We start from the raw sequence: 20,192 nt of genomic DNA on the forward strand, positions 1-20,192 counted from the left end.
TTTTCATGGTTTCACCTGAGCCTTCGGAGTAAAGCCCAAGCTTTGCATCCAAGGCGACGGCGCTTGGTTTGAAGGCCTGTCAAAAAGCCGCCCGGGCCGATTGCCCGCTAAATCCTCCAACCGTTCGTCGATAGCAAGCGTATATCGGGCAGCCGTCCATGCTGCACGCGGGGTAAATTCCCAAAGCTCCTCTTCCGGTCCTAGCGCAATTGCGCCCAGCACAGTGTTGCCGTCTTTATCCAGAACCCGAAGGCGGAACGCCATTGACAGGTGATCATGTGCGCTACCGAGATCTACGTGCAAGGCGTCGGTGCTGTGCGCCCTAGGTACGACAATCGCCCAATGCGCAGGATCAGGTGGGGCAGTGTCTGCGTTTTCGACAACAAAGCTATGCTGGGTATCTATTCCCAAAGAGCAGCCAGTAGTATCAAGGGCGGCTCCGGATACATCTAGAATGTAGGATTTGCCGGCAACCAGCGCCCGACCCAAATTCTCGTTCGCAACCAGACCCGTTTTGACCCGGCCCGGATCAAGTAAAAGGGTCAGCCGTCGGCGGTCTGGAGACCACAGGTCCGCACGATTGGTGAGGAAAACGCCATCTATCGCGGCTCCATCACTTTTCAGAAGCCGAACATGCTGCAGGCCCACGTCCGCGCTCATGGAGCGTGGGTAATAGACGTAGATCCGCAAGAGGTTTTCAGGCAACACTTTCGCGGTGGGATAAATGTCGACACCCTGCGCTGCGGGGCATGCCGCCTGCGCAAGAGATCCTGAAGCAAGGAACGCAGCAAAGCCCACGTACAGTGGCAACTTCATTGACGAATTTGTCCCGGAAAACCCTCGTCCGCCTTAAGCATGTTCTGGAACATGCGCACCCCCGTTGACATCGGATCATCAGCATAAGCGTAGTCGGGGAAGTTATATTCACTGATGAAGTCACTCAGTCGGAAGAATGATCCTTTCCGGAACGACACCAGTTCCATCGCACCTGTGTCGAGATCGCGGCGCAACGCAAGCAAGAACTGAGCGTCCTGATCAGCAACGTGCAGAACGCCCGACAAAGGCAGAGGCGTCGTTTGGACACCGGACGTGGCGCCGAGGTAGGGCACAGGTTCGGAAAGTCCCGGGCCCGCAGCCGCAGCGCTCAAATCACTCAGTGTTACAAGGTCGGCGTCCATTTCCCGATTCACAACCAACACATACTTGGACACGTTTCCCTGAGGGTCCGCAGCCTCAAATGAAATGACGTCCAGCGGCGTATTGCCATATCCCAGCTCAGCGATGGTTTTGCCTGTCACATGTGCTCCGTCCGCCAACGCGCCCACTGGGATCATCACCAGCGGCGTGCAGGTATATGCGGCAACAGCAGTCTGAACGCCGTCCACGTCTACCACTGTCATCGCGCGGATAGGTGCGCGGGTTTCATTCTGGTTGTGCGCCGCATGGTAGATTTCGATACTGCTGGACGACGCGGTCGTCTCAAAAGGGAATGGCACGCGGCGCAAAGTCGAGGCAAATTCGCCCGTAGATACCCCAGAAACGAACAACTCGCCATTGGCGTAATCCAAGTCGGTGACGGTCAAAGTCGCGGCGGGAATATCTCGCCAAAAGGTCACGTCGTCGTCCGCAGTGTCCTCAAGTTCAAAGCTGGTGGACGATAGGGATTCGAGGTCGATCCGGTCGACGGTGCCGTCGCGGCCAATGGACACAACCGCCACGGTCTCAACCCCATCGACCATACCTGTCACCGAGACGTATGCGTCACGCGTCGTCGGATGTACCGCCAAGTCTTCATACACCAAACGCCCCGTCGCGCCCAAAACGTCGCTGACCAAGGGATCCAGATCCAGCAAATTGAACGCTGCATCCTGCTTTGGGGGTTCACCGCTTTGAGGCAGTGCGAAGGCATGGATAGCGCCGCTCCGCTGATCCGCAACGAAAAGCGTGTTTTCCGGCCCGAATTCAAGCAGGCTGGCCGACTTAGGTGCATCCGCTGCAGCGAGCCCAGCAGTAAGGGCAAGAGTGCCTGCAGTAAGAATTAGCGACGGACCGTTCATGTTGAACTCCTGTTCTGAGAATGAGGTACCCGGCAAAAGACAGTGGGCGCAGGCCCTCAAAGGAGACATCTGATCCAGCAATTGCGCAACCGGTCTGAACGCGCGGGCCATGCGCATTTGTGCGACGTCACCAAAGTCGTCAGTCGCGCTCACAGGGCCAATTGCGACAGAACCACCAACGCACCCACAGGCGCGGTACCTGGTGGCCCCTGCTGTGCAAGTCCGCGCAAGATTGCGATGGCTGACGGCGAAGTCGTCGCGATCTTGTGGTTGAACTCCCCGCCGACGGCAAGGTCAGAGACATCTACAACCGTAATAGGAAGGTCTCTAACAATGCTCCGATCGGTTTGTGCGCCAAGTCGTGGGCGTCGCCCGGTGAGCAAAGACGAAATCCTGAGCGCGCCGTCTTGTTCGGCCACCATTATGATAAAAGGAGTGGGTAGATCACCAATGGTCATGGCTTGTTCACGAAACAACTCTCCGTCGACGTCCGGTGCCATCAGCGTGATGGATTCGATATCGCGATCTATATCCATGCTGCCTTTCAGCGCGATCTGGCGCAGCGTTTCCATGATCAGGTAACTGCCCATGGAGTGTCCGACCAAGACGACTTTTCGGCCGTTGCGCGTCAACGACACAAGCGTCGCCTCAAGCTCGTCCCGCGCCAAAAGGGCACTATCCCGGTCGTAAACATATCCGATAGTGAGCCCCGCAGATGGCCAGGAAAACAGAACAGGTGGCACCGGCACTTCGAAGTCGTGCACAAATTGGGCGAGTTGATAAACAGCTTCGGCATGTCGCGTATTGTAGCCGTGCACAAAAACTAAGGTCTCGTTCAGCCTGCTTTGATCGGAGCGTGCTACATCTGATGCAAAGCGGTTCATGGTCTCAAATTGCCTTTGGCCAACCGTCACGAAATCGGTGCTCGCATCGGGTGGTCCATCCGGCCATTCAATCTTGCCAGGCGCGTGCGTCGCTGGCACCGATACGTTGACCGCCTCAAATGATAGGTCCAATGGCCGGGGAGGCGCCCCGCTCGCATCCGCTTGAACATCGCTACGAAAGTTCGCAACCCAGATGGTGTGCGTTGTCGCCGATGGGTCGGGCATCGCAAATTCTAGAACACCGCGCTCGGCACAGCCACCCAGGACAAATGAAATTGCGGCGGCGATCAAATGTGCATTAGTTGGGTTGGGCATGAGACACGTTCCCTAAGAAGCGTTACCGGAGCAACACCGAAGAAATCATTCAAAGTCCTATGGTCATGGCCAATTTTTCAGGGACGCATTTAACAAAGACAATGCGCGTGAGCGCGCACCACATGGACCATTTCAGCGAGTTTTCCGCCGTCGTTTTTGCCTTTGTAAAAAGCAGCGGCTTGAACGTCGAAGAAATGATGACCGCCTCTGATCTAGCTCCAGCCAGAACGAGCCCTTTGAATGACTGGATTGATGACAGACGCTGCTTCGCAACAAAAGGTGTGCCGCGACTGCAATGGCATGCTGTGTCAGCGAAGCGCAAAAACGAATGTCGGCAAAGTCCCGCGCAGCGGTCGCCAGAGCGCGCAAGATGAATGTCCGCATTGGGCTGGCACCAGTCAACCGACAAAAACCGTCAGATGACGGCTCCGAGCCCAGAGTGACCAACGCTGCGCAATGCATGAATGTCCGTTTACACGCTTCAGGCGAAGACCGAACCGAAACGTAATTGGTGGTCGAATAGACCTCAGAAACGGGTGTGTTCAGTCTGAAAACTCATAGACAAGTTTCACGCGGTCTCCGCAGAAGAAAGCCTCATTTGGGTTTCCGATGCCAAAGCTCAAGTCTTCCTTACCTGCGTTTAGAAAGCAGATCTGCAAATTTTGGGAGCCCAGACATTTAGCGGAAATGTCTAGACTAGAACGGTCACTGTGAAAAATACTGCCTCCGCCTTCACTCCAAATAACCATCGCCGACGTGTGAATAAACTTCCCATCCATGTAGTTCTCTTGGATAGTTAGAGCCTTGCGATTGTCTGGAGCAATCAAGTCAACCAGAATAGTCTCTTGGAACTCAGGAACTTTATGAACACGTCTCTTCTTCGAACGCCTTGGATTTTTGAGCTTGCGTAAAAATGAATTCAACGCTCCCCGACGTCTCTTTAAGAACGTTTCATCGCCGCCTCTTTCAGACCAGTTTTTTAGGCTTTCGCCCGTCGAGATGAATCTCTCGACCTCTTCGAGAGTTCTGACGTCTTTATGCTGGGTTTCCCACTGGGCAAAAGCGAGAGCGAGATAAGCTTCATATTGGTCATCATAGTCAGAAAAATACTCTGACATATCTTCTAGCACTCGCTCACTTGCCTTTTTAGGAGAGGCTCCCTGATTGTAGGTATCGAAAAACAAATCATAGACGTCGCGAAAAACGTCATCCTCTCCGACCTTGTAGCCCCAAGTTCCCATATTTGGTTGTTCCCTCTTGGCTTTAGTTAGACTTTGAAATTGCCATTTAGACCGCACATTAGTCTCAATGAACGGCCAAGAAAGACCTTGCAATACCAGACCCCAGCCGAGAAATTTGAAGCCTGTGTTGCGGCGATCAATTGAATCCACACCCGCTTAACAGACATTCGCTGCAGGAGCGAAGTCGAGCACCAACTGAACTGGAAGTTCGCGGCTCTGAAAGCAGATGGTGAAATATTTTGGATTTTGCAGGTGCTTCCTTAGACTGGACCTTAGGACATCTGTAGCTTCACTTGTACTAAGTACGATTAAGTGCTATCATATGGCGTATGAAAAATGTTAGCATCTCCCTTACGGAACAGCACGCATCCGAGATCGAGGCGCAAGTCTCGTCCGGTGACTTCGCTTCGGTGTCAGAGGTCATTCGCGCAGCCCTTAGAGATTTTCTAGGCAAAGCGCCTGGCCCCAGCCTCGATGAGATTGATCGGGACATAGCGGACTATCGGGGGGCGTTGGCGCGTGGTGAGGCTCTTGTCTCGCCTTCGGATGCGAGAAGCAGACTCAAGAGCGCATTGCGGACATGACGCCGCGCGCCCTGCGCTTGAGTGAACGTGCGCTATCGGACCTCGAGCGGCGGGCGATCTATCTGTCGGGCGAACGTGGCACCCATTTTGCAATAGTGTGGTCGGATGCTCTCCTCGCTTGGCTGGAAAACATAGCAGATATCGGTGCTCAGTTGGGGACCGAGCATCCATCCGAACCAGGGTTTCGCACCTTCGGGTACAAGAGACAGGCTACAGTTTTGGCGGAGTTTCTTGAGGCAGAGTTGCGCGTCATCCGGATCTACTTCCCCGGCCAAGATTGGTCTGGTTAGAACGGCCCATACCCGCCATCTGGCACGACACTTGCATGCTGCATTCGCAGCCCGCGTAGCGGTCATTCGCCGCGAACGCTGAAACTAGATACGATCGCACGCACAGTCTGTGGGAGAAATGAGACGCGCACATCGGGCGGTCCGACGCAAATCTTCTGAGATGTTGATGACGTTGGTACGGGTTGCTAAGCTGCAATTGCTTCAGGGTAAGTATCCAGGTCCGCGGAAAGCCGTCATCGGCATCCCAATCAGAAACTGACATCCCTTTCTCGGTTGTCTCATGCTCGAACCGGCGGACCTGCGAGCCAGAAGTGAGAGATCCGATGACAAAATCCCTAGAGCAACTCCGCCGTGACGCCAAAGCTCTGCGCAAAGCACATATGGCAGGAGAACTGCGGGCAGAGCAACGCATTGCGAATTACCCCCCGAGACCAGGTGGGACAGTTCTGAAACACGCCGACTATCTTCACGTGATCGCGCGGGAAAACAGCTTTTCCTCATGGCCCGCGCTGAAGCTCGCCGCCGACATGCTCGGTATGGACACAGCCGCAAAACGCCAGCGCCTTAAGGTGGCGCTCTACTATGGCCAATTTGGTGTTGCTGACCAATTGCTGTCCGACGCTCCTGACCTCGCGAAGGGTGACTTTGGGCTTTGTCTGGCACTGTATCTCAAAGCCGAGGTGATCGACGCACTGACAGAAGCGCCGGAACGCGCAACGCAACTCGTTGGGCATCCAGCCCCGCCCATGACGATCCTTGCACGGTCGAAGTGGGTCCACCATAAACCCGAGCGCCGGAACGATATGCTGGATATTGCACAAGCTCTGCTTGCCAAGGGAGCTGACCTTGATCTGGGTGCACCCATCTATGACGGCAATGACTACAGACTGTCGCCGCTCTATTTTGCTATTGGGCATGCGAACAACATGCCGCTGGGTCGGTGGATGTTGGAGAATGGCGCCAACCCTAACGACGGGGAAAGCCTCTATCACGCAACCGAGTTGGGCCATCATGAAGGGTTAGAGATGCTGTTGGCGCACGGAGCCAATCCCAAAGGGACCAACGCGCTTTTGCGAGCGATGGATTTTCACGATACGACGGCCGTTCGAATGCTGCTTGATCATGGCGCGCAGGTTGATGAGTTCGATCGAACCCATGTGGGCGGCGAGGCACCTTGGGTCGTGCCAGCCTTACACCAAGCAGCGCGGCGCATGGCCAAAATGGATATGGTCGAATTGTTGCTCGATCATGGCGCCGACCCCAATCGCCGCTATGAAGGAACAACCCCCTATGCCTATGCACGGGTTTTCGGCAATCAAGCTCTGGCGAGCAAGCTGGAAGAACGAGGCGTCGAAACAACACTGAGCGACATTGAAATGTCCTTGGCCAGAGCCGCCGAGGGGGCCTTGCCCAGCGGCAAGGTCAAACCCGAAGAGATACCAGATGCCTACCGGAACATCATCCGGATGATCCTGCATCTCCCGGGCAAACTTGAACATATGCAAAACCTGGTCGCATTTAGCGTTGAGCACGACCGCCCCGATACCGAAGGATTGACCCCGGTTCAGGTCGCCGGGTGGGAGGGCCTCCCCGAAGTCATGGAGTTCCTTCTTTCGCTGAACCCAGATCTCACACATATGAACAGCTATGGGGGCACCCTGCTATCCACCATTCTTCATGGGTCCGAGAATTGCCCGCAACGAAAGGAGCGGGACTACATAAGTTGCCTCGCCCTTGCCTTAAAGGAAGGCGTACCACTGCCGCGTCGGGCCATTGAACTTGCCGGAGCAGATGACATCACCGAATTCCTGGCCGACTGGGCCGAGCAATATCCCAGCCAAGTTGTAGAAGGTGGGGTTGGCTAATACGGAACGGGTGTCGGCGCATCAGACTTAAGAAGGAGCGCCAGCGGGCCTTCACCAATGTCGATCTAAGAAGCCAGTTTGACTATGGTGCCGATTGAGCTCCGGCAGAGCTCAAGAAATCTCTTAGTTTATCATCTCGGCCCAGAGCCGACACTCAGCGTGACAGTATACTGCTTCGTAGCAACTCACGAAAGCAGTCGTTCGCTGGTTCGGCGAACTGACAAATTTCAGAGAAAACTCCGAACAACATGAAGGGCCCTTAAGATCAGCTGTCATTCCAACTCCTACGGCATGGCTTAACTTCGGTTCATTCGATTACTCCCCTGACTTGGTACATTGCCAGGAATGGAGGTTCCTCTTTGAGCGCGTGGCAAACACTCAAGGCCGCTTGGCCAGTCCTGAAAGGCGCGTTGCGCCGAGGGCAGGTTTTCCGGCCGCAATGCGACTTGAAGCAGCCTGATGCCGATGTCGAAGCGCAATATGACATCGCCGTCCCGCTCTCTGATGGCACGGTGTTGACCGCGAATGTCTTTGCCTCTCGCACGCGGCGGCAAGCGGGCGAGCGGGATCCAGTGGTCATGTGCGCGCATCCCTACGACAATGGGAAGTTGCCCACATTGGGAAGAACGCCGTTAGGGGGTGCGCCCTTGCAGTACCGTTTGCTGCCGCAATCAGGCGGCAGGCCGACGTTCTCGACACTCACAAGCTGGGAATCCCCTGATCCCAATATTTGGGTCCCGGCGGGCTATACTATCGTCAATCTGAATCTTCCGGGCTTTGCAAGCAGTGGCGGCCCGGCCTCGATCATGTCCGACCATCAGGGGGCGGCGTTTCGGGAGGCTATTGCCTGGATTGGGGCTCAGGATTGGTGCGACGGCAATGTGGGGCTCAATGGAGTCAGCTTTTTGTGCATCAGCCAATACCTCGCCGCCGCGACGCGCGATGACAAGCCGGTGCCCGAGGCGCTGAAATGTATTATTCCGTGGGAGGGGCTGTCTGACATCTACAGGGACGTCGCCTGCCGCGGCGGTGTCCCCGATCGCGGCTTTCTAAACTTCTGGTGGCACACCGAAGTAAATGAGACGCTGAATGTTCCTCTGACCCAGTTTCTGGAGGTCGAAGAGGGCATTCCGCCCGACATCCTGGACCTACACCCAAACTACGACGCCTATTGGAAGGCCAAGGTCCCCGCGCTCGAAAACATCACTGTGCCGATGCTGCAATGCGCATCGTTTTCGGATCATGAACTGCACACCTTTGGGTCCTTTCGTGCCTTTGAAATGGCGCAATCGACAAAGAAATGGCTCTACACCCATCGTAGCGGTAAATGGACCGAGTATTACAAACCAGACTGCCTGGCGCTTCAGCGGGCCTTTATGGATCAATTCCTGAAGGGCGAACTGACGCAGTTCGCCGATCTGCCGTCTGCTCGGATCGAGGTCAGGTCGGACCGCGATACCGTCACCGACGTGCGGTGGGAGCCGTCCTGGCCACCGGAGCGCACGCGATACACGGCCTTCTACCTTTCTGTGGACAGGCGGCTTGCCCCTGATTGCCCCGGCACGTCCACCGAACTGAGTTACGAGGCGACGCAGGGCAGCGTGGCATTCGATCTGACATTTGAAGACGATACCGAGATTACGGGCTATGCCGCGCTGAGGCTTTGGGTCGAGGCGCGAGATCGGAATGGACCCGCGCCCAAAGACATGAGCCTGTGCTGTTTTCTGGAAAAACTGGACACGGCGGGGCGTCCGTCGCGGTTTTACGGAACGGCGGGCCAGGATCAGGATGTCGTGTCGCGTGGCTATGGACGCGCAGCGCGTCGCGTGTTGGACGACAACGCATCCAAACCCTACCACCCGGTGCCAATGAATGACCGCGACACTTGGTTGAACGCGGGGGAGAAGGCGCTGCTCGATATCGCATTCTGCCCCAGTGCGACCTTGTTTTACGCCGGAGAAACATTGCGTTTGATTATCGCTGGCCATGACCTCGTTCATGGGCCGATCTTTTCAAAAGACACGTCCAGCAATGCCGGGCGTCACGTGCTGCATCTTGGGGGCGAGTTCGATGCGCATCTGCTACTGCCGGTTATGCCGCCACTGGGAACCGCGCTTTGACCCGGCTTGGCGCTCCCGCGGTCGTGATCAGCACCGCTGCGGCAATGGCTCTGGTCACAGCGCTTGCGCTTTTGCCGGAACGGCCAGCGGGAACGCGTATTGCCAACATCGCGTATGGCGATCTCTCATCGCGGCAAAGGCTGGACCTGTACTTGCCGGATGCCCCCGCCCCGCATCGACTGGTTGTCTTTGTCCATGGCGGGGGCTTCAGCTCAGGCCACAAGCGCGCCGCAAACCCCCGCGCTGTGATCAACGCTGGGATAGCGCGTGGCTATGCTGTGGCCAGCGTCAATTACCGTCGCAGCAGGGAGGCACTCTTTCCCGCCGCGGTCGAGGATGTGATTGCGGCGCTGCGCTTTCTGGATACCGAGGCACACACCTACGGTCTGCGTCCCGGCGCAGTCGCCGTTTGGGGCGCCTCGGCGGGCGGCAATCTTGCTGCGATGGCTGCGCTCAGCGACGACACCGCGCTCGCGGCCGCCGTGATCTGGTTCGCTCCAATCCGCTTTGACCAGATGGACAGCCAGTTTGCAGAATTGGGGATAGAGCCGATGCTGGGACCAACAGGTGGGCCGAACTCTCCGGAGTCCCGATATCTTGGCGTGGCCGTCGGCACGCCTGAAGCGGCTAACCTTGTCCAACAGTCCAGTCCGCTAAGCTACATCACCGACGATGATATGCCTGTGCTGATCCAGCATGGCTCTGGCGATCGCAATGTACCCATCCTGCAGTCGGAAACCTTTGCCCGGTCTTTGGCAAAGGTGCTGGGAACCGAAGTCGTCGTATTTGACGTCTTCGACGGTGCAGGCCACGGTGGCGACGCTTTCCTCGCGGCATCCAACATGGATCGCATCTTTTCTTTTCTCGACGCAGCAATGGCCCCTTAGCGGCGCTGGTCTAGGTAGGCCGTCCAGCGTTGAAACGAAGGATCGCCCACACCACATTCCTCCAACACCAGCGCCCGTGCGAGATGCGAAAACGCCGGGTTGACCGGGCGGCCGCGCCCGTGAGCGTCCTGATCCAGGGCCGGATCTTGGCCAAAGCCGGGTCCCGTCCGCTCGACGCTCAGGCACAGGGTCGTGCCCGCAACGCGGATCTCTCCGTTATGGGCGAACTCGAACGATTGGCCTGGAGCGTCCTCGCAAGTTTCAAAGCCGAAGCCGGCCCCTTGCGAGGTAGTCGTGGCACTCAGACAAACCGGTTCCGGTCCATTCGGCCAAAGGATCGCTGCCGCGTCCAGGCGGAACACCTGATCGGCCAGTGGATCAAAGTGGCAGGTATGAGCAATGGTCGGCATCGATAGCATCACCCGGTCCCCTCCTCCAGGGACATCGACGCAATAGCCGTCGGGTTCGTCAAGAAAACGGACCAACCGGATGCGGCCCTCATACCCATCTTTCAAATCAGTCTCTTGAGCCGCGGCTGACCCAGCCGTGAGAACAACGGCCGCACCAAAACTCATAAGCCCGGCGATGGTCACGCCAAGGCCAAGCCATGTAGGCCAGATGATCCTACACAGGATGCGCCAGTCGTAGACTGGCAACAGCAAACAGAGCGCGAGCCAGACAGGATGGGTTAAGGATTCAAGATCCAGGGGCTGCAATAGACGGGCGATGGCCGGGGTCATCAGCGCGAGCGAGGCGAAAGTGATCAGCCGCATATGCGCAGTCTTGTGCCGTCGCCAGTGCATCGCTGCAGCAAACAGGATGGCAAAAGTCACCATATTGACCGCATTCGATACCACCTGCACCCAAGAGAAATCACGCAGGTTCAATTCGAAAATCATCACTGTGCCGGTCGCCACCACCAGCACCGCCAGCGCGGCGCCCAGCTGACCCAATCGCATATGCAGAACGATATTGCGTTGCGCAACAAGACTCGCCTGGACAACCACAAGCACAAACCAGCCGCCGGTCACCGCAATGTGGATCAGGAGAGACGCGCGTACGGGCGGCCAGTATTCCGGCACGAAAAGCGCACGTGCCCCAAAGCCTGCAATCACGAGGCCAAGAAGGACCATGTTGAAGCCGAAGGCGAATGAAAATGGTCGTTGGGTTTGCGTCATTGGGCGGTCCTTGCGGTTGGAACGCCTGATGACTACCGCACCCGTGGCACGGCCTTCTGAACCTCGGTTAAGTGGCGGCGCGCCTGCGCAGGAACCGGCTGTAGCCCTGTGGGGTCACACCCATAAAGGCCGCCACATCTTTTTTTAGGGCGACACTCATCAGTTCCGGGTGGCGCCTATGAAGGAAGCGATAGCGCGCCTCTGGATCGTTCAGAGCCTGGCATACCAAGAGATCCTTGTCGTACCGCAGAGTCTCGATCACCTTCATGCGGACGTAATCGCCAATGGCATCGCCTCGCATGTATTGCCCCAAAAGATAGCTGTGTGGCAGTTCGACATAATCCACTCCGCTGATCGCAATGAGTTCGTCGCTCCCGTAGTCTTGGGACCAGGTGCTGGAAACGTTGCCAGCTATATGCCCCGGTTCAAAGAACCGCGTCAGCGTCTGACGTCCGTCGCGATGAGAATAGTATGATGCAGCAAAGCCCGAAGCGACAAAGACCCAGGTGTCTGTAACACCGGCACTATCCAAGATTTGCTCGCGGTTTGCTTTCCGACCAACTTTGGCTGACTTCTGCAAATCTGCCCAGTCTTCCGCCTCAGGTGTCAGCCCGAGCTTGGCGATGTCGGCGCGTAGTGCTTCCAGAATGGACATTTCATTTGCCCTTATCAATCAAGAGGCAGAAACGGTACCACATCGGTTTTCCCGTCTCTTACAAGCCTGTTACCATACGGCTTACTTTGTGAAGACCGCAATCAGTCGTGAATCTTTTGTACGGTTTCGCTGTCAAATTAGCCATCATACAACTTCTCGTCCGGCTCCTGGATGAGCTCTCAATTTTGGTGGATGTCCGACGTTGAAATCAATGCCTCTAGGCTGCCCTTATTTCCCAACCTTACCGACTTGATCGGCCCAGAGCTGCCTGTCATCGCTTGGTCATGATGCTGCGTTGCTGCCCACCGAAGGGGACATTCGCTGCGCTTGCTCAGTATCGGGGTTCGTAAGGTGAGAAGCAATCACATCGTGTCCGCAGCCACCAAACTCTCCAACTCAGATACAGAAAAGTAAAGGGACCGGAGTTCTGCTGGCGGACCAACATTCATCGGACCAGCCGGTTCCTTACGTCTTTCGAAGTGTCGAGGCAGAAATGCGATACGATGCTCTGAACCTGCGGTAATTCTCCTAAAGTGTGAGCGTGGAAGTCCTTGTATTCGGCAAGATCGCCCACCTCCACGCGCAAGAGATACTCCACATGTCCTGCGATGTTGTGGCATTCGAGAACCTGAGGGGCAGCATCCATCGCGCGTTCAAAGGCGCGTGCATCCTTGTGAAGCTGCTGCGCGAGTCCGACCGTGACAAAAACCGTAATCCGTGGGCTCAGCGCGGCACGGTCAATGATGGCCCGATACCCCTGGATCACACCGGCACGCTCAAGCTCCTGGACGCGCCGCAGACAGGCCGATGGAGACAGCCCGACGCGCCGAGCCAACTCGATATTGGTGAGTCGCCCACTTGCTTCAAGCGTTGACAATATTTTTTCGCTATGTGGGTCAAGTTCGGACATTCGTTGCGCATTTTGCTGGGTAACGAGAGCGAAGGCAATAAGGTTTCCGGATTTTGCACGCATACTCCCCTTGGAGCGGCAGTTTTCGAAAGGGCCATCCCGTGCAAAATCTCCAAGCCTATGACATCTCCGAAGATCGAGGCTTCCTCTGCAAGTTTGATGCGGATCAGGTGGACCTGCCCGCTGAGCTCGCCGAGATACGCAGCATTGCATTGTCCATGCCAAGCCTCCTCCCCTCGGGACGTGTTCGCACACTTCTGGAGGCGCAGCTCCCCGAAATAGATCCTGAGACCGCTTTCCAATCCTGTGGAGATGCGGCGCTGCGACTCATGATGGTCCACTACTCGTTCATGGTGCAGGCCTATGTCTGGGGCGAACAGGCCTCGCCTGAAGCATTACCACGCTGTCTCTCCGTTCCAGTTACAGCCCTCGCCGATCGTTTGGGCCAGCTTCCGCTCCTGCCCTACAGTGGCTACGTGCTCGACAACTGGTCGGAGCTAGAGCGCGGCAATGGCATCACGCTTGAGAACACGCGCATGATCCAACACTTCCTTGGCGGCCAGGACGAAGCATGGTTCGTTCTGATCCACGTCGCGATCGAAGCAAAGGCCGGCGGCGCTCTGACACGGATGCCGAAAGTTATCGAAGCCGTTCGGTCCGAAGACGAAGGCACCGTCGAGATCCTCCTTAAAGAGATTGCCGAGGTCTGGGCCGAGATCAACGCCATCTTCGACCGGATGCCGGAGCGTTGCGATCCCTACATTTATTTCGAGCGGGTACGGCCCTACATCCACGGCTGGAAGGACAATCCAGCCTTGCCAAACGGACTGCGCTACGAGGGTGTCGAACGGTTCGGGTCGGTCGGGCAGGCATTCCGGGGGCAAACCGGGTCACAATCCTCAATCGTACCGGCGATGGACGCGCTTCTGGGCGTTGGGCACGCGCATGATCCGATGAAGGCCTATCTCGACGAGTTGCACATCTACCGCCCGCCCGCGCACCGGCGCTTCATCGCGGATGTGCGGTCGGAGAGCGGACTGCGCGCGTTTGTCGAGCGTTGTGGCACACCCAGCCTTGCGGAAACCTATAACGCCAACATCCAGGCTGTCGCCGATTTCCGTTCGCGCCATCTGGAATACGCGGCATCCTATATCAACCGGCAGTCCCGTGTCGCAGTAGGCAACGACACTGAGGTAGGCACCGGAGGAACCCCCTTCATGCGCTACCTCAAGAAGCACAGGGATGAGACAAACGAAAGGTTACTGCCCGTTGTCAAAAGACAATCTGCCTAGTCTTGACGTCCTCCAAGCACAGCGTTTGAGAAGTATGGGCTCACTCTTGGACTTAGACGCACGTCGAACCAACGTCGTCCAGTGTCCTAAACTGAACATTCATCCGGCGGCCCCAGACGACCGGCACGCGGACAAACCGAGCTTTCGCCGCACCTGCGTCGAAGTCCGCTTCTAGCTGAGAAACTCCATCGACCAGGCACACTTTACCGGCGAATGCTCTTTTTCTCTGCACGGGTCGCAGCATATCCGATTGCCATTATGAGTATTGCGCCGATCACCGTCCATTCGTCTGGGAGTGTCCCAAATACTATGAAACTCAGTGCCGTCGCTGATACAATTTCCAGGTAGTTCAGCGGTGCGAGCACCGACGCAGGTGCACGCGCAAAGGCGACAATTATCGCCATATGGGCAATCGTTGAGATGACGCCAAGGGACGCGAGGGCCATCCATGCAGATACCTCCGTCGGCCATGTAATCTGCGCGCTGTCAGTAACTGCGTTGCCAGCATAGAGCCAGAGCGCGAGAACACCTGTTCCAGACGCAGCCGCAACAAAGTGCATCGAGAGCGGCGAACCTTTGCCCGACGCCATTCGTGTGAACAGAAAATAGATGGCAAACAGAAAAGCCGCTGCAAGCGGGTAGATGGCATCCCAACCAAGACCGTCGAACCCGGGACGAACGATCAGGAGGACACAGGGAAAACCGGCTACGCACAGGGCGACCCTGCGGAAAGTCAGGTGTTCTTTCAGCACCAATCCACCGAGTAGCGTCAGGATCAAAGGAGCCAAAAACAGAATCGCTGCAGAGGCGGGCAGTGGCAGGGTGGCAAGGCCGGTAAAGAAACAAGCCGTGGCTCCAGCTAGTGCGACACCTCGTGCGAGATTGGTCTTTGTCCATGCCAAGCGTAAGTCAGCCCAAAAGCGCCCCAACGTAGACTTCCCCTGTATCGACAGTTCTCCAATAAAAATCCCCGGTACGAGTATGATGGCGAGGGGCAGCAACACGAGCGTAAACACGCCTTGGCCAATGAACCTCGCTAGCGCCACTTGTGTGCCTGGCATCCCATTTACGGCGAGCATTTTCGCGATCACGTCCATGATCGGGATTGTCAGCATCCCGAATGCCATCAGTAGAAAGGCAGAGCTGTAACTTGCTGGTGTCATGTCGATTTTAGACTTGGGTTTTATAGAGCTTCGATCAGTCATGACCTTACATGCCATGTAGTAACTGATCGGCAAAACAGGTTGTTTTGTTCAGTCTGATCGGCAACACTGATCAGCATGAATATCCTCAAGAACGAGTTTGAAACAGAAAGTACTCGCGCCAAAGCGCTGGACGCCGACGCGTTACGCACATTCGTCGCGGTTTGCGAAACGGGTTCGTTTAGGTCTGCCCAAAACATTGTGCACCGTTCGCCCGCTGCGATCAGCGGCAGGATCGCAAAGCTAGAAGGGCAGATTGGCAGGCCGCTTTTCGACCGGCATGGGCGAACCGTGCAGCTCAACGAAGATGGCAAGGCATTGTTGAGCTATGCGAGACGTATGCTTTCTCTGAACGGTGAGATCGCGGCACGGTTTGGAACCCGACAGACGGTGGGCAGAGTGCGTTTCGGCGCGCCGGATGATTACGGAACTCGCTGGTTGCCAGCCATCCTCAAGACCTTTGCCCGGACCTACCCCGCAATCGAGGTGAGCGTTGTTTTTGGACCGAGCAGCGAAATATTGGCGCAGATCGAGAGCGAGAAACTGGACGTGAGCCTTGTGACTTTTGCAGAAAACGACCCGCGCATTTCAGGCACGATCGTTCATCAAGAACGACTGATCTGGGTTGGTGCCGTATCGGGATCAGCGGCCCATCAGACACCTGTTCCTCTCGCCTTGGCCGACGAAACCTGTGCATGGCGGCAAGTTGCGATCGAAGCGTGCGCTAACATAGACCGTCCATATCGGATTGCGCTAACGAGTGAACATTCTGCAGGCCAGGTCGCAGCCGTTATGGCGGACTTTGCCGTCGCACCATTGCCGGAAAGCATGTTAGGATCGGGTCTAGAAGCAGTCAGCGCTGACATTCTTCCTCGCCTACCGGATTATACCGTTCGCCTTGTCGTCCGACCCAATGTCGAACCAGCTGTAAAAGCCCTGGAACAATGCGTTCTATCAGCTTTGCGCGTCCACGCTTAAGTTCAACCACTCTATGCGGTTCTATTAAATTTGGGGAAAGCCGTCATTCGTTCACTTTGCAGCATCGGTGGATCCGGGCTCTCACCTGACCTTAGCCGCGTGATCCACGTATGGCAGGCCTAGGAAACCGCGCCATTCGCTGCAGCATGGATGAATTGGAAAGAGCGGCCTTTTTGCCGTTTGACTTAACCAGATCAATGACCGCTTTCAGTTGGAAGCCATAAAAGCTGAGCCGCCTAGTAGAAACGATCCGCCAGTATATCCCATCCGTTTCCGAGCGCGCAAAGTTTGGAAAACGCGCCGTGCTTGAGCCGCCAGAAGTGCGTATCCACCGAGGACCACAAACACGATCATCGTCGAAGTCGCCATCAGCATCAGAAATTGAGGTGTCATGGGATATGCCGGGTTCATGAATTGAGCGAGAATTGCAACGTAGAACAGGATCGCTTTCGGATTCAGGATACCAGTCAGAAAACCCGCTCTGAGACTCCCGGAACGAACTGCAGCTGCCGCTGCACTGTTCAAATCGGCTTCAACCATGCGTCGTGCAGCCAAAATCTGAGATAGTCCAAGATAGGCCATATAGGCGACGCCTGCCCATTTGATGACAAGGTATATCTCGCTCGACGTCGCCAAAATCATTCCTAGCCCGATGTAGGCAATTGTCATCATGACGATGCCTCCGAGCAGATCACCTGCGATACAATAGAATGCCGCGCCAAGGCCTTTGGACAGGGATTGGCCAATCACCATGAAGACACTGGGTCCGGGTATTAACGAAAGGAATGTGAAAGCGGCCACGTAGGCCAACCAGATTTCTATGTTCATCGCCATTCCCCCGGTTATATTGATCTATGATGGGTGGTTGTAGGCCTAAGCGCAACTGAAAGCCGACGTTGGGACGTCGCGCAGCATCTGTGGCTATGGGCTCAAACCGGACTTTGGGGTGGGTCGACTGTTACCCCATAGTCACATCGACACAAAGAAGGGTTCAGCGAAGAGGTGAGGCCGCGCACCGAGGTAAGTTCGCGCCGCCTCACAGGCGCTGCGTCTGCTTGCCAAGCCATTTTAACACTTAGCCTGTCGCAGAACTTTTCAATGCTACCCCAGCCCTAAGCCGACAAACAAAAACCTTTGATGTGGTGGCCAGAAATACGCCAACAATTGCACGTGGCGTCAACTGTCGATTTGCCGGCGCTAACGGTCGTTTTCATCGAGCGGGAGATCAACAGAAGCGCGCATTCCGACATCGGACACAAGTTATGCCTATGTGTCGAATGCCTAACCCAGTTGAGATATCTAGAATGCCATGCACCTACAAAATCCTCGAAGACAAAAACGTCGTCGCCAAAAAGTACTTTGGGCGCGTAACAACGAAGTGTGTTTTGAACCTCATAGATGCCATTGAAGAAGACTCAAAGTTTCGCGAAGGTATGATGGAGTTTGATGACCTCTGTGACGTGGTAAACCTAGACATCACAGCGACGGATATCTCGCATTTTGCAGACTTGATGACTGGTTTTAGCCTTCGGAAGCGAAGCCCAACGCGGAAAGCGGTGTACGCCCCGCATGGAGCAGGGCGAGCCGCAGCATTTGGATTCCAAAAACTGGTTGAGGGTATCGAGACGCTTGAAGTGGGGGTTTTTGCGACGATGCACGAAGCTATCGATTTTCTCGGCGTAGACGACGCTTCCGAGTTTCGAACCTTGGTTGCTGCCGATTTTCAGATCAACTAAAAGTTGTCGGATGTGTAGCGGCAGGCAGCCTTGCGTTGTCGTTACACCGCTCCCAGCCCAAACCTGCCATTTATCCTGACAACCAGTCTGGTGCCGCCGCTTCTCCAAAGAAAACATTCGTCTTGTTGAAAGTGTCGGTCGCAGCCCGAAGGAGACATTGGTTCGGGCTGATTAGATGACCAAAGCGCGGACGAAGCGCTCTTTCGCTGCACATGCGCCAATGGCGGCTTTGCTTGCAGCGTTCATAGAATATGACCACATAGGGCGCGAGAGTTCTGTGGAGCAGTCACGTGCTATGAAGCTTATTTCGCTTTTGACTTTTGTCGTATTCGTTTCGGCCACCTCCGCTTTTGCTCACTCTCTTTATTTTGGCCAACGCGAAAAGGTCGAGCTGCCAGAATTCGGGGAAGTCGAGTTTGCCATTTTGTTCGGTGATGGCATAATTTTTGCTGATCCTTCGCAAGTCATCGTCTTTGATAGCGAGGGGCGCTTGTTGGCAGCCACCCCCATATCGGATGGGCTTATCATTCGATGTAGCCGTTCAAATGATGGGCAATCGTGCAGCGCCTACGACGCAGTGCGAGGTTTGGTTTATCAGCCTAATTTTGATCTGTGAGGGCGCGGACGAACCATTGTTGAAGATGGCAGGCCGTCAGGCGATGCATACCCCGAATACATTGACATATCCTATGGTTTTATCGAGCGACCCACCACATTCGCAGAGAAGATCTCATTTGAGGTTGCGGGTATCGTGCACGCTCCAGGCTCAACTCTTTTTGCTATTTTTTGGTGGTGTTTGGCGTTGGCCCCGATGGCGTGTCTGTTCTGGCGTTGGCGGGGTAACGATTGGAAAATCAAGCCTGTGCGGTTCTCTGGGGTTCTTGTAGTTTTCTTGAGTGTTACTGCTTTTCTGGCAATGGCTTTCCTCGCAGTTTTTTCTCTGCTCTATGCTCCTCACTCAGTCTTGTTCTTCCTGTTTGTTTTCACGCTAGGCGGAACGGTGGCGTTTGTAGTCACTTGGTCATGGGGCAAGCGGACGGCAAACCGGAGCCCATAAAAAATCTGGGCTTCGCTGGTTGGCAAGGCCACCATTGGTTTGTCACAAGATTGGCTAGACGCCGTCTAGCAGACATTCGCTACGTTGCAGAGTTGCAGAAGTTTGGGGGCTCACTGCTGCCATCCGCCGCGGTGGCCTCAAGGTCACCCCCAGCCCAAAGCGGTCATTGGATCTGGCCAGTCAGCTGACCGCAGGGCGGACTAAGCGGATGTCTTCGGCTCGGTCTTGAACGTCTGCATTTCGCTAGCGGGTCAAAAAGGCGTTCTTCATCACCTTGGATAATTGTGCAGCGGCCTCAGTCCGGTTTGACGTGTCAGATCGCATGGCCTGCATCATGGCTCCTTCAACCAGGCCATGCGCCATTGCGGCCATCAAATCGACATCCCCCTCGACAAACGCCCCATCGGACATACCCTCAGCGTAGAATGATTTGATCTGATTTTGGATGCGGTCGCCGGGCAACGCGCCATCTTCATAGATCACATCCGTCGTCATGGTCAGCAGCCGCAGAAGGGATCTGTGCTCTTCGGCAACAACGAATTGCCCCTCACAAATGGCATCGAGGCGATCAGGATGAGGGCCACCTTGATCCCAGTCGTGCTTCATACGTTGGACAAACAAGCCTTCGATTTCTTCAAGCATCGCCCGCAGCATCGCAAGCTTGTTGTCATAAAAGCGGTACACAGTCCCTACCGCGATGCCGGCAAGTTTGGCGACCTGCGCGATCGACACATTTTCGTAACCCCTTTCCGTAAACAGCTGAAGCGCTGCGTCGTGAAGAGCGGCGCGCTTGGTGTCTGGGTCGCGGGTGCGTTTGGGTCGGGTGGGTTGATCAGAATTATCCATAAGTGAATTATATTCATTAGTATTGACATGGCAAGGGAAGAGCCCTATGCCGGCGTTAATGAACTTAATTCACTAAACTTGACCTGAAGGAAAAC

20 protein-coding genes are annotated in these 20,192 nt (G+C 55.7%); 10 read left to right on the forward strand and 10 right to left on the reverse strand.

The annotated features are described in order from the left end of the window. Positions 1 to 3 precede the first annotated feature (3 nt). Genes ACMHLQ_RS01290 through ACMHLQ_RS01300 form a run of 3 tightly spaced genes read right to left on the reverse strand, consistent with a single transcriptional unit; the run spans position 4 to position 3,256 of the window. Positions 4 to 816, reverse strand: a complete 813-nt coding sequence (locus ACMHLQ_RS01290; RefSeq protein WP_415400996.1) for a hypothetical protein — start codon at positions 814 to 816, stop codon at positions 4 to 6. Next, positions 813 to 2,210, reverse strand: a complete 1,398-nt coding sequence (locus ACMHLQ_RS01295; protein ID WP_415400997.1) for a hypothetical protein — start codon at positions 2,208 to 2,210, stop codon at positions 813 to 815. Before ACMHLQ_RS01295 ends, ACMHLQ_RS01290 begins: the two co-directional genes overlap by 4 nt. Then, positions 2,207 to 3,256: an alpha/beta hydrolase gene (locus tag ACMHLQ_RS01300; RefSeq protein WP_415400998.1), complete on the reverse strand. Its 1,050-nt coding sequence runs from the start codon at positions 3,254 to 3,256 to the stop codon at positions 2,207 to 2,209. The genes ACMHLQ_RS01295 and ACMHLQ_RS01300 overlap by 4 nt, the downstream gene beginning before the upstream one ends. A gap of 65 nt (positions 3,257 to 3,321) precedes the next feature. Between ACMHLQ_RS01300 and ACMHLQ_RS01305 the strand changes: the two genes are divergently transcribed. After that, the gene (locus ACMHLQ_RS01305; RefSeq protein WP_415400999.1) at positions 3,322 to 3,630 is read left to right on the forward strand and encodes a hypothetical protein; all 309 of its coding nucleotides are present in this window, start codon (positions 3,322 to 3,324) and stop codon (positions 3,628 to 3,630) included. 168 nt (positions 3,631 to 3,798) lie between these two features. On the opposite strand, the gene ACMHLQ_RS01310 is transcribed toward ACMHLQ_RS01305, so the two are convergent. Continuing rightward, a complete protein-coding gene (locus ACMHLQ_RS01310; RefSeq protein ID WP_415401000.1) occupies positions 3,799 to 4,647 on the reverse strand; it encodes a hypothetical protein in 849 nt (282 codons plus the stop codon). Positions 4,648 to 4,826: 179 nt separating this feature from the next. Here ACMHLQ_RS01310 and ACMHLQ_RS01315 point away from each other — a divergent pair, with 179 nt between their 5' ends. From ACMHLQ_RS01315 to ACMHLQ_RS01335, 5 genes are all read left to right on the forward strand, one after another. Further along, positions 4,827 to 5,081: a ribbon-helix-helix domain-containing protein gene (locus ACMHLQ_RS01315; protein WP_415401001.1), complete on the forward strand. Its 255-nt coding sequence runs from the start codon at positions 4,827 to 4,829 to the stop codon at positions 5,079 to 5,081. Further along, positions 5,078 to 5,371: a hypothetical protein gene (locus ACMHLQ_RS01320; RefSeq protein WP_415401002.1), complete on the forward strand. Its 294-nt coding sequence runs from the start codon at positions 5,078 to 5,080 to the stop codon at positions 5,369 to 5,371. The genes ACMHLQ_RS01315 and ACMHLQ_RS01320 overlap by 4 nt, the downstream gene beginning before the upstream one ends. 323 nt (positions 5,372 to 5,694) lie before the next feature. Beyond that, positions 5,695 to 7,236, forward strand: coding sequence for an ankyrin repeat domain-containing protein (locus tag ACMHLQ_RS01325; RefSeq protein WP_415401003.1), 1,542 nt, complete (start codon positions 5,695 to 5,697; stop codon positions 7,234 to 7,236). Positions 7,237 to 7,595: 359 nt separating this feature from the next. Next, positions 7,596 to 9,356 carry a CocE/NonD family hydrolase gene (locus ACMHLQ_RS01330; RefSeq protein WP_415401005.1) on the forward strand — a complete coding sequence of 587 codons (1,761 nt, stop codon included), beginning with the start codon at positions 7,596 to 7,598 and terminating at the stop codon, positions 9,354 to 9,356. Between the two features lie 44 nt (positions 9,357 to 9,400). Beyond that, positions 9,401 to 10,243 carry an alpha/beta fold hydrolase gene (locus ACMHLQ_RS01335; RefSeq protein WP_415400728.1) on the forward strand — a complete coding sequence of 281 codons (843 nt, stop codon included), beginning with the start codon at positions 9,401 to 9,403 and terminating at the stop codon, positions 10,241 to 10,243. Here the strand turns inward: ACMHLQ_RS01335 and ACMHLQ_RS01340 are convergent. The 3 genes from ACMHLQ_RS01340 to ACMHLQ_RS01350 all read right to left on the reverse strand — a co-directional run bounded on the left by ACMHLQ_RS01340 (position 10,240) and on the right by ACMHLQ_RS01350 (position 12,986). Continuing rightward, the gene (locus ACMHLQ_RS01340) at positions 10,240 to 11,421 is read right to left on the reverse strand and encodes a ricin-type beta-trefoil lectin domain protein (RefSeq protein WP_415400729.1); all 1,182 of its coding nucleotides are present in this window, start codon (positions 11,419 to 11,421) and stop codon (positions 10,240 to 10,242) included. The two genes, ACMHLQ_RS01335 and ACMHLQ_RS01340, sit on opposite strands and share 4 nt — an antisense overlap. Before the next feature lie 67 nt (positions 11,422 to 11,488). Continuing rightward, complete coding sequence (locus ACMHLQ_RS01345) at positions 11,489 to 12,076, reverse strand: Crp/Fnr family transcriptional regulator (protein ID WP_415400730.1); 588 nt, start codon at positions 12,074 to 12,076, stop codon at positions 11,489 to 11,491. A 445-nt stretch (positions 12,077 to 12,521) separates the two neighbouring features. Further along, a complete protein-coding gene (locus ACMHLQ_RS01350; RefSeq protein WP_415400731.1) occupies positions 12,522 to 12,986 on the reverse strand; it encodes an Lrp/AsnC family transcriptional regulator in 465 nt (154 codons plus the stop codon). Between the two features lie 101 nt (positions 12,987 to 13,087). Between ACMHLQ_RS01350 and ACMHLQ_RS01355 the strand changes: the two genes are divergently transcribed. Then, on the forward strand, positions 13,088 to 14,278 hold the full coding sequence (locus ACMHLQ_RS01355) for a hypothetical protein (protein ID WP_415400732.1): 1,191 nt from the start codon (positions 13,088 to 13,090) through the stop codon (positions 14,276 to 14,278). A 203-nt stretch (positions 14,279 to 14,481) separates the two neighbouring features. On the opposite strand, the gene ACMHLQ_RS01360 is transcribed toward ACMHLQ_RS01355, so the two are convergent. Then, positions 14,482 to 15,498: a DMT family transporter gene (locus ACMHLQ_RS01360; RefSeq protein WP_415400733.1), complete on the reverse strand. Its 1,017-nt coding sequence runs from the start codon at positions 15,496 to 15,498 to the stop codon at positions 14,482 to 14,484. A gap of 60 nt (positions 15,499 to 15,558) precedes the next feature. Between ACMHLQ_RS01360 and ACMHLQ_RS01365 the strand changes: the two genes are divergently transcribed. Then, positions 15,559 to 16,458: a LysR family transcriptional regulator gene (locus tag ACMHLQ_RS01365; RefSeq protein WP_415400734.1), complete on the forward strand. Its 900-nt coding sequence runs from the start codon at positions 15,559 to 15,561 to the stop codon at positions 16,456 to 16,458. 207 nt (positions 16,459 to 16,665) lie between these two features. Here ACMHLQ_RS01365 and ACMHLQ_RS01370 read toward each other — a convergent pair whose 3' ends face one another. Beyond that, positions 16,666 to 17,286, reverse strand: coding sequence for a LysE family translocator (locus tag ACMHLQ_RS01370; protein WP_415400735.1), 621 nt, complete (start codon positions 17,284 to 17,286; stop codon positions 16,666 to 16,668). A 476-nt stretch (positions 17,287 to 17,762) separates the two neighbouring features. Between ACMHLQ_RS01370 and ACMHLQ_RS01375 the strand changes: the two genes are divergently transcribed. Together ACMHLQ_RS01375 and ACMHLQ_RS01380 are read left to right on the forward strand one after the other, a co-directional pair. Next, on the forward strand, positions 17,763 to 18,194 hold the full coding sequence (locus ACMHLQ_RS01375; RefSeq protein WP_415400736.1) for a hypothetical protein: 432 nt from the start codon (positions 17,763 to 17,765) through the stop codon (positions 18,192 to 18,194). Between the two features lie 175 nt (positions 18,195 to 18,369). After that, positions 18,370 to 18,810, forward strand: a complete 441-nt coding sequence (locus tag ACMHLQ_RS01380; RefSeq protein WP_415400737.1) for a hypothetical protein — start codon at positions 18,370 to 18,372, stop codon at positions 18,808 to 18,810. A 684-nt stretch (positions 18,811 to 19,494) separates the two neighbouring features. On the opposite strand, the gene ACMHLQ_RS01385 is transcribed toward ACMHLQ_RS01380, so the two are convergent. Continuing rightward, positions 19,495 to 20,097 carry a TetR/AcrR family transcriptional regulator gene (locus ACMHLQ_RS01385; protein ID WP_415400738.1) on the reverse strand — a complete coding sequence of 201 codons (603 nt, stop codon included), beginning with the start codon at positions 20,095 to 20,097 and terminating at the stop codon, positions 19,495 to 19,497. Between the last annotated feature and the right edge of the window lie 95 nt (positions 20,098 to 20,192).

Source organism: Tateyamaria algicola (assembly GCF_047715485.1).
GTDB lineage: Bacteria > Pseudomonadota > Alphaproteobacteria > Rhodobacterales > Rhodobacteraceae > Tateyamaria.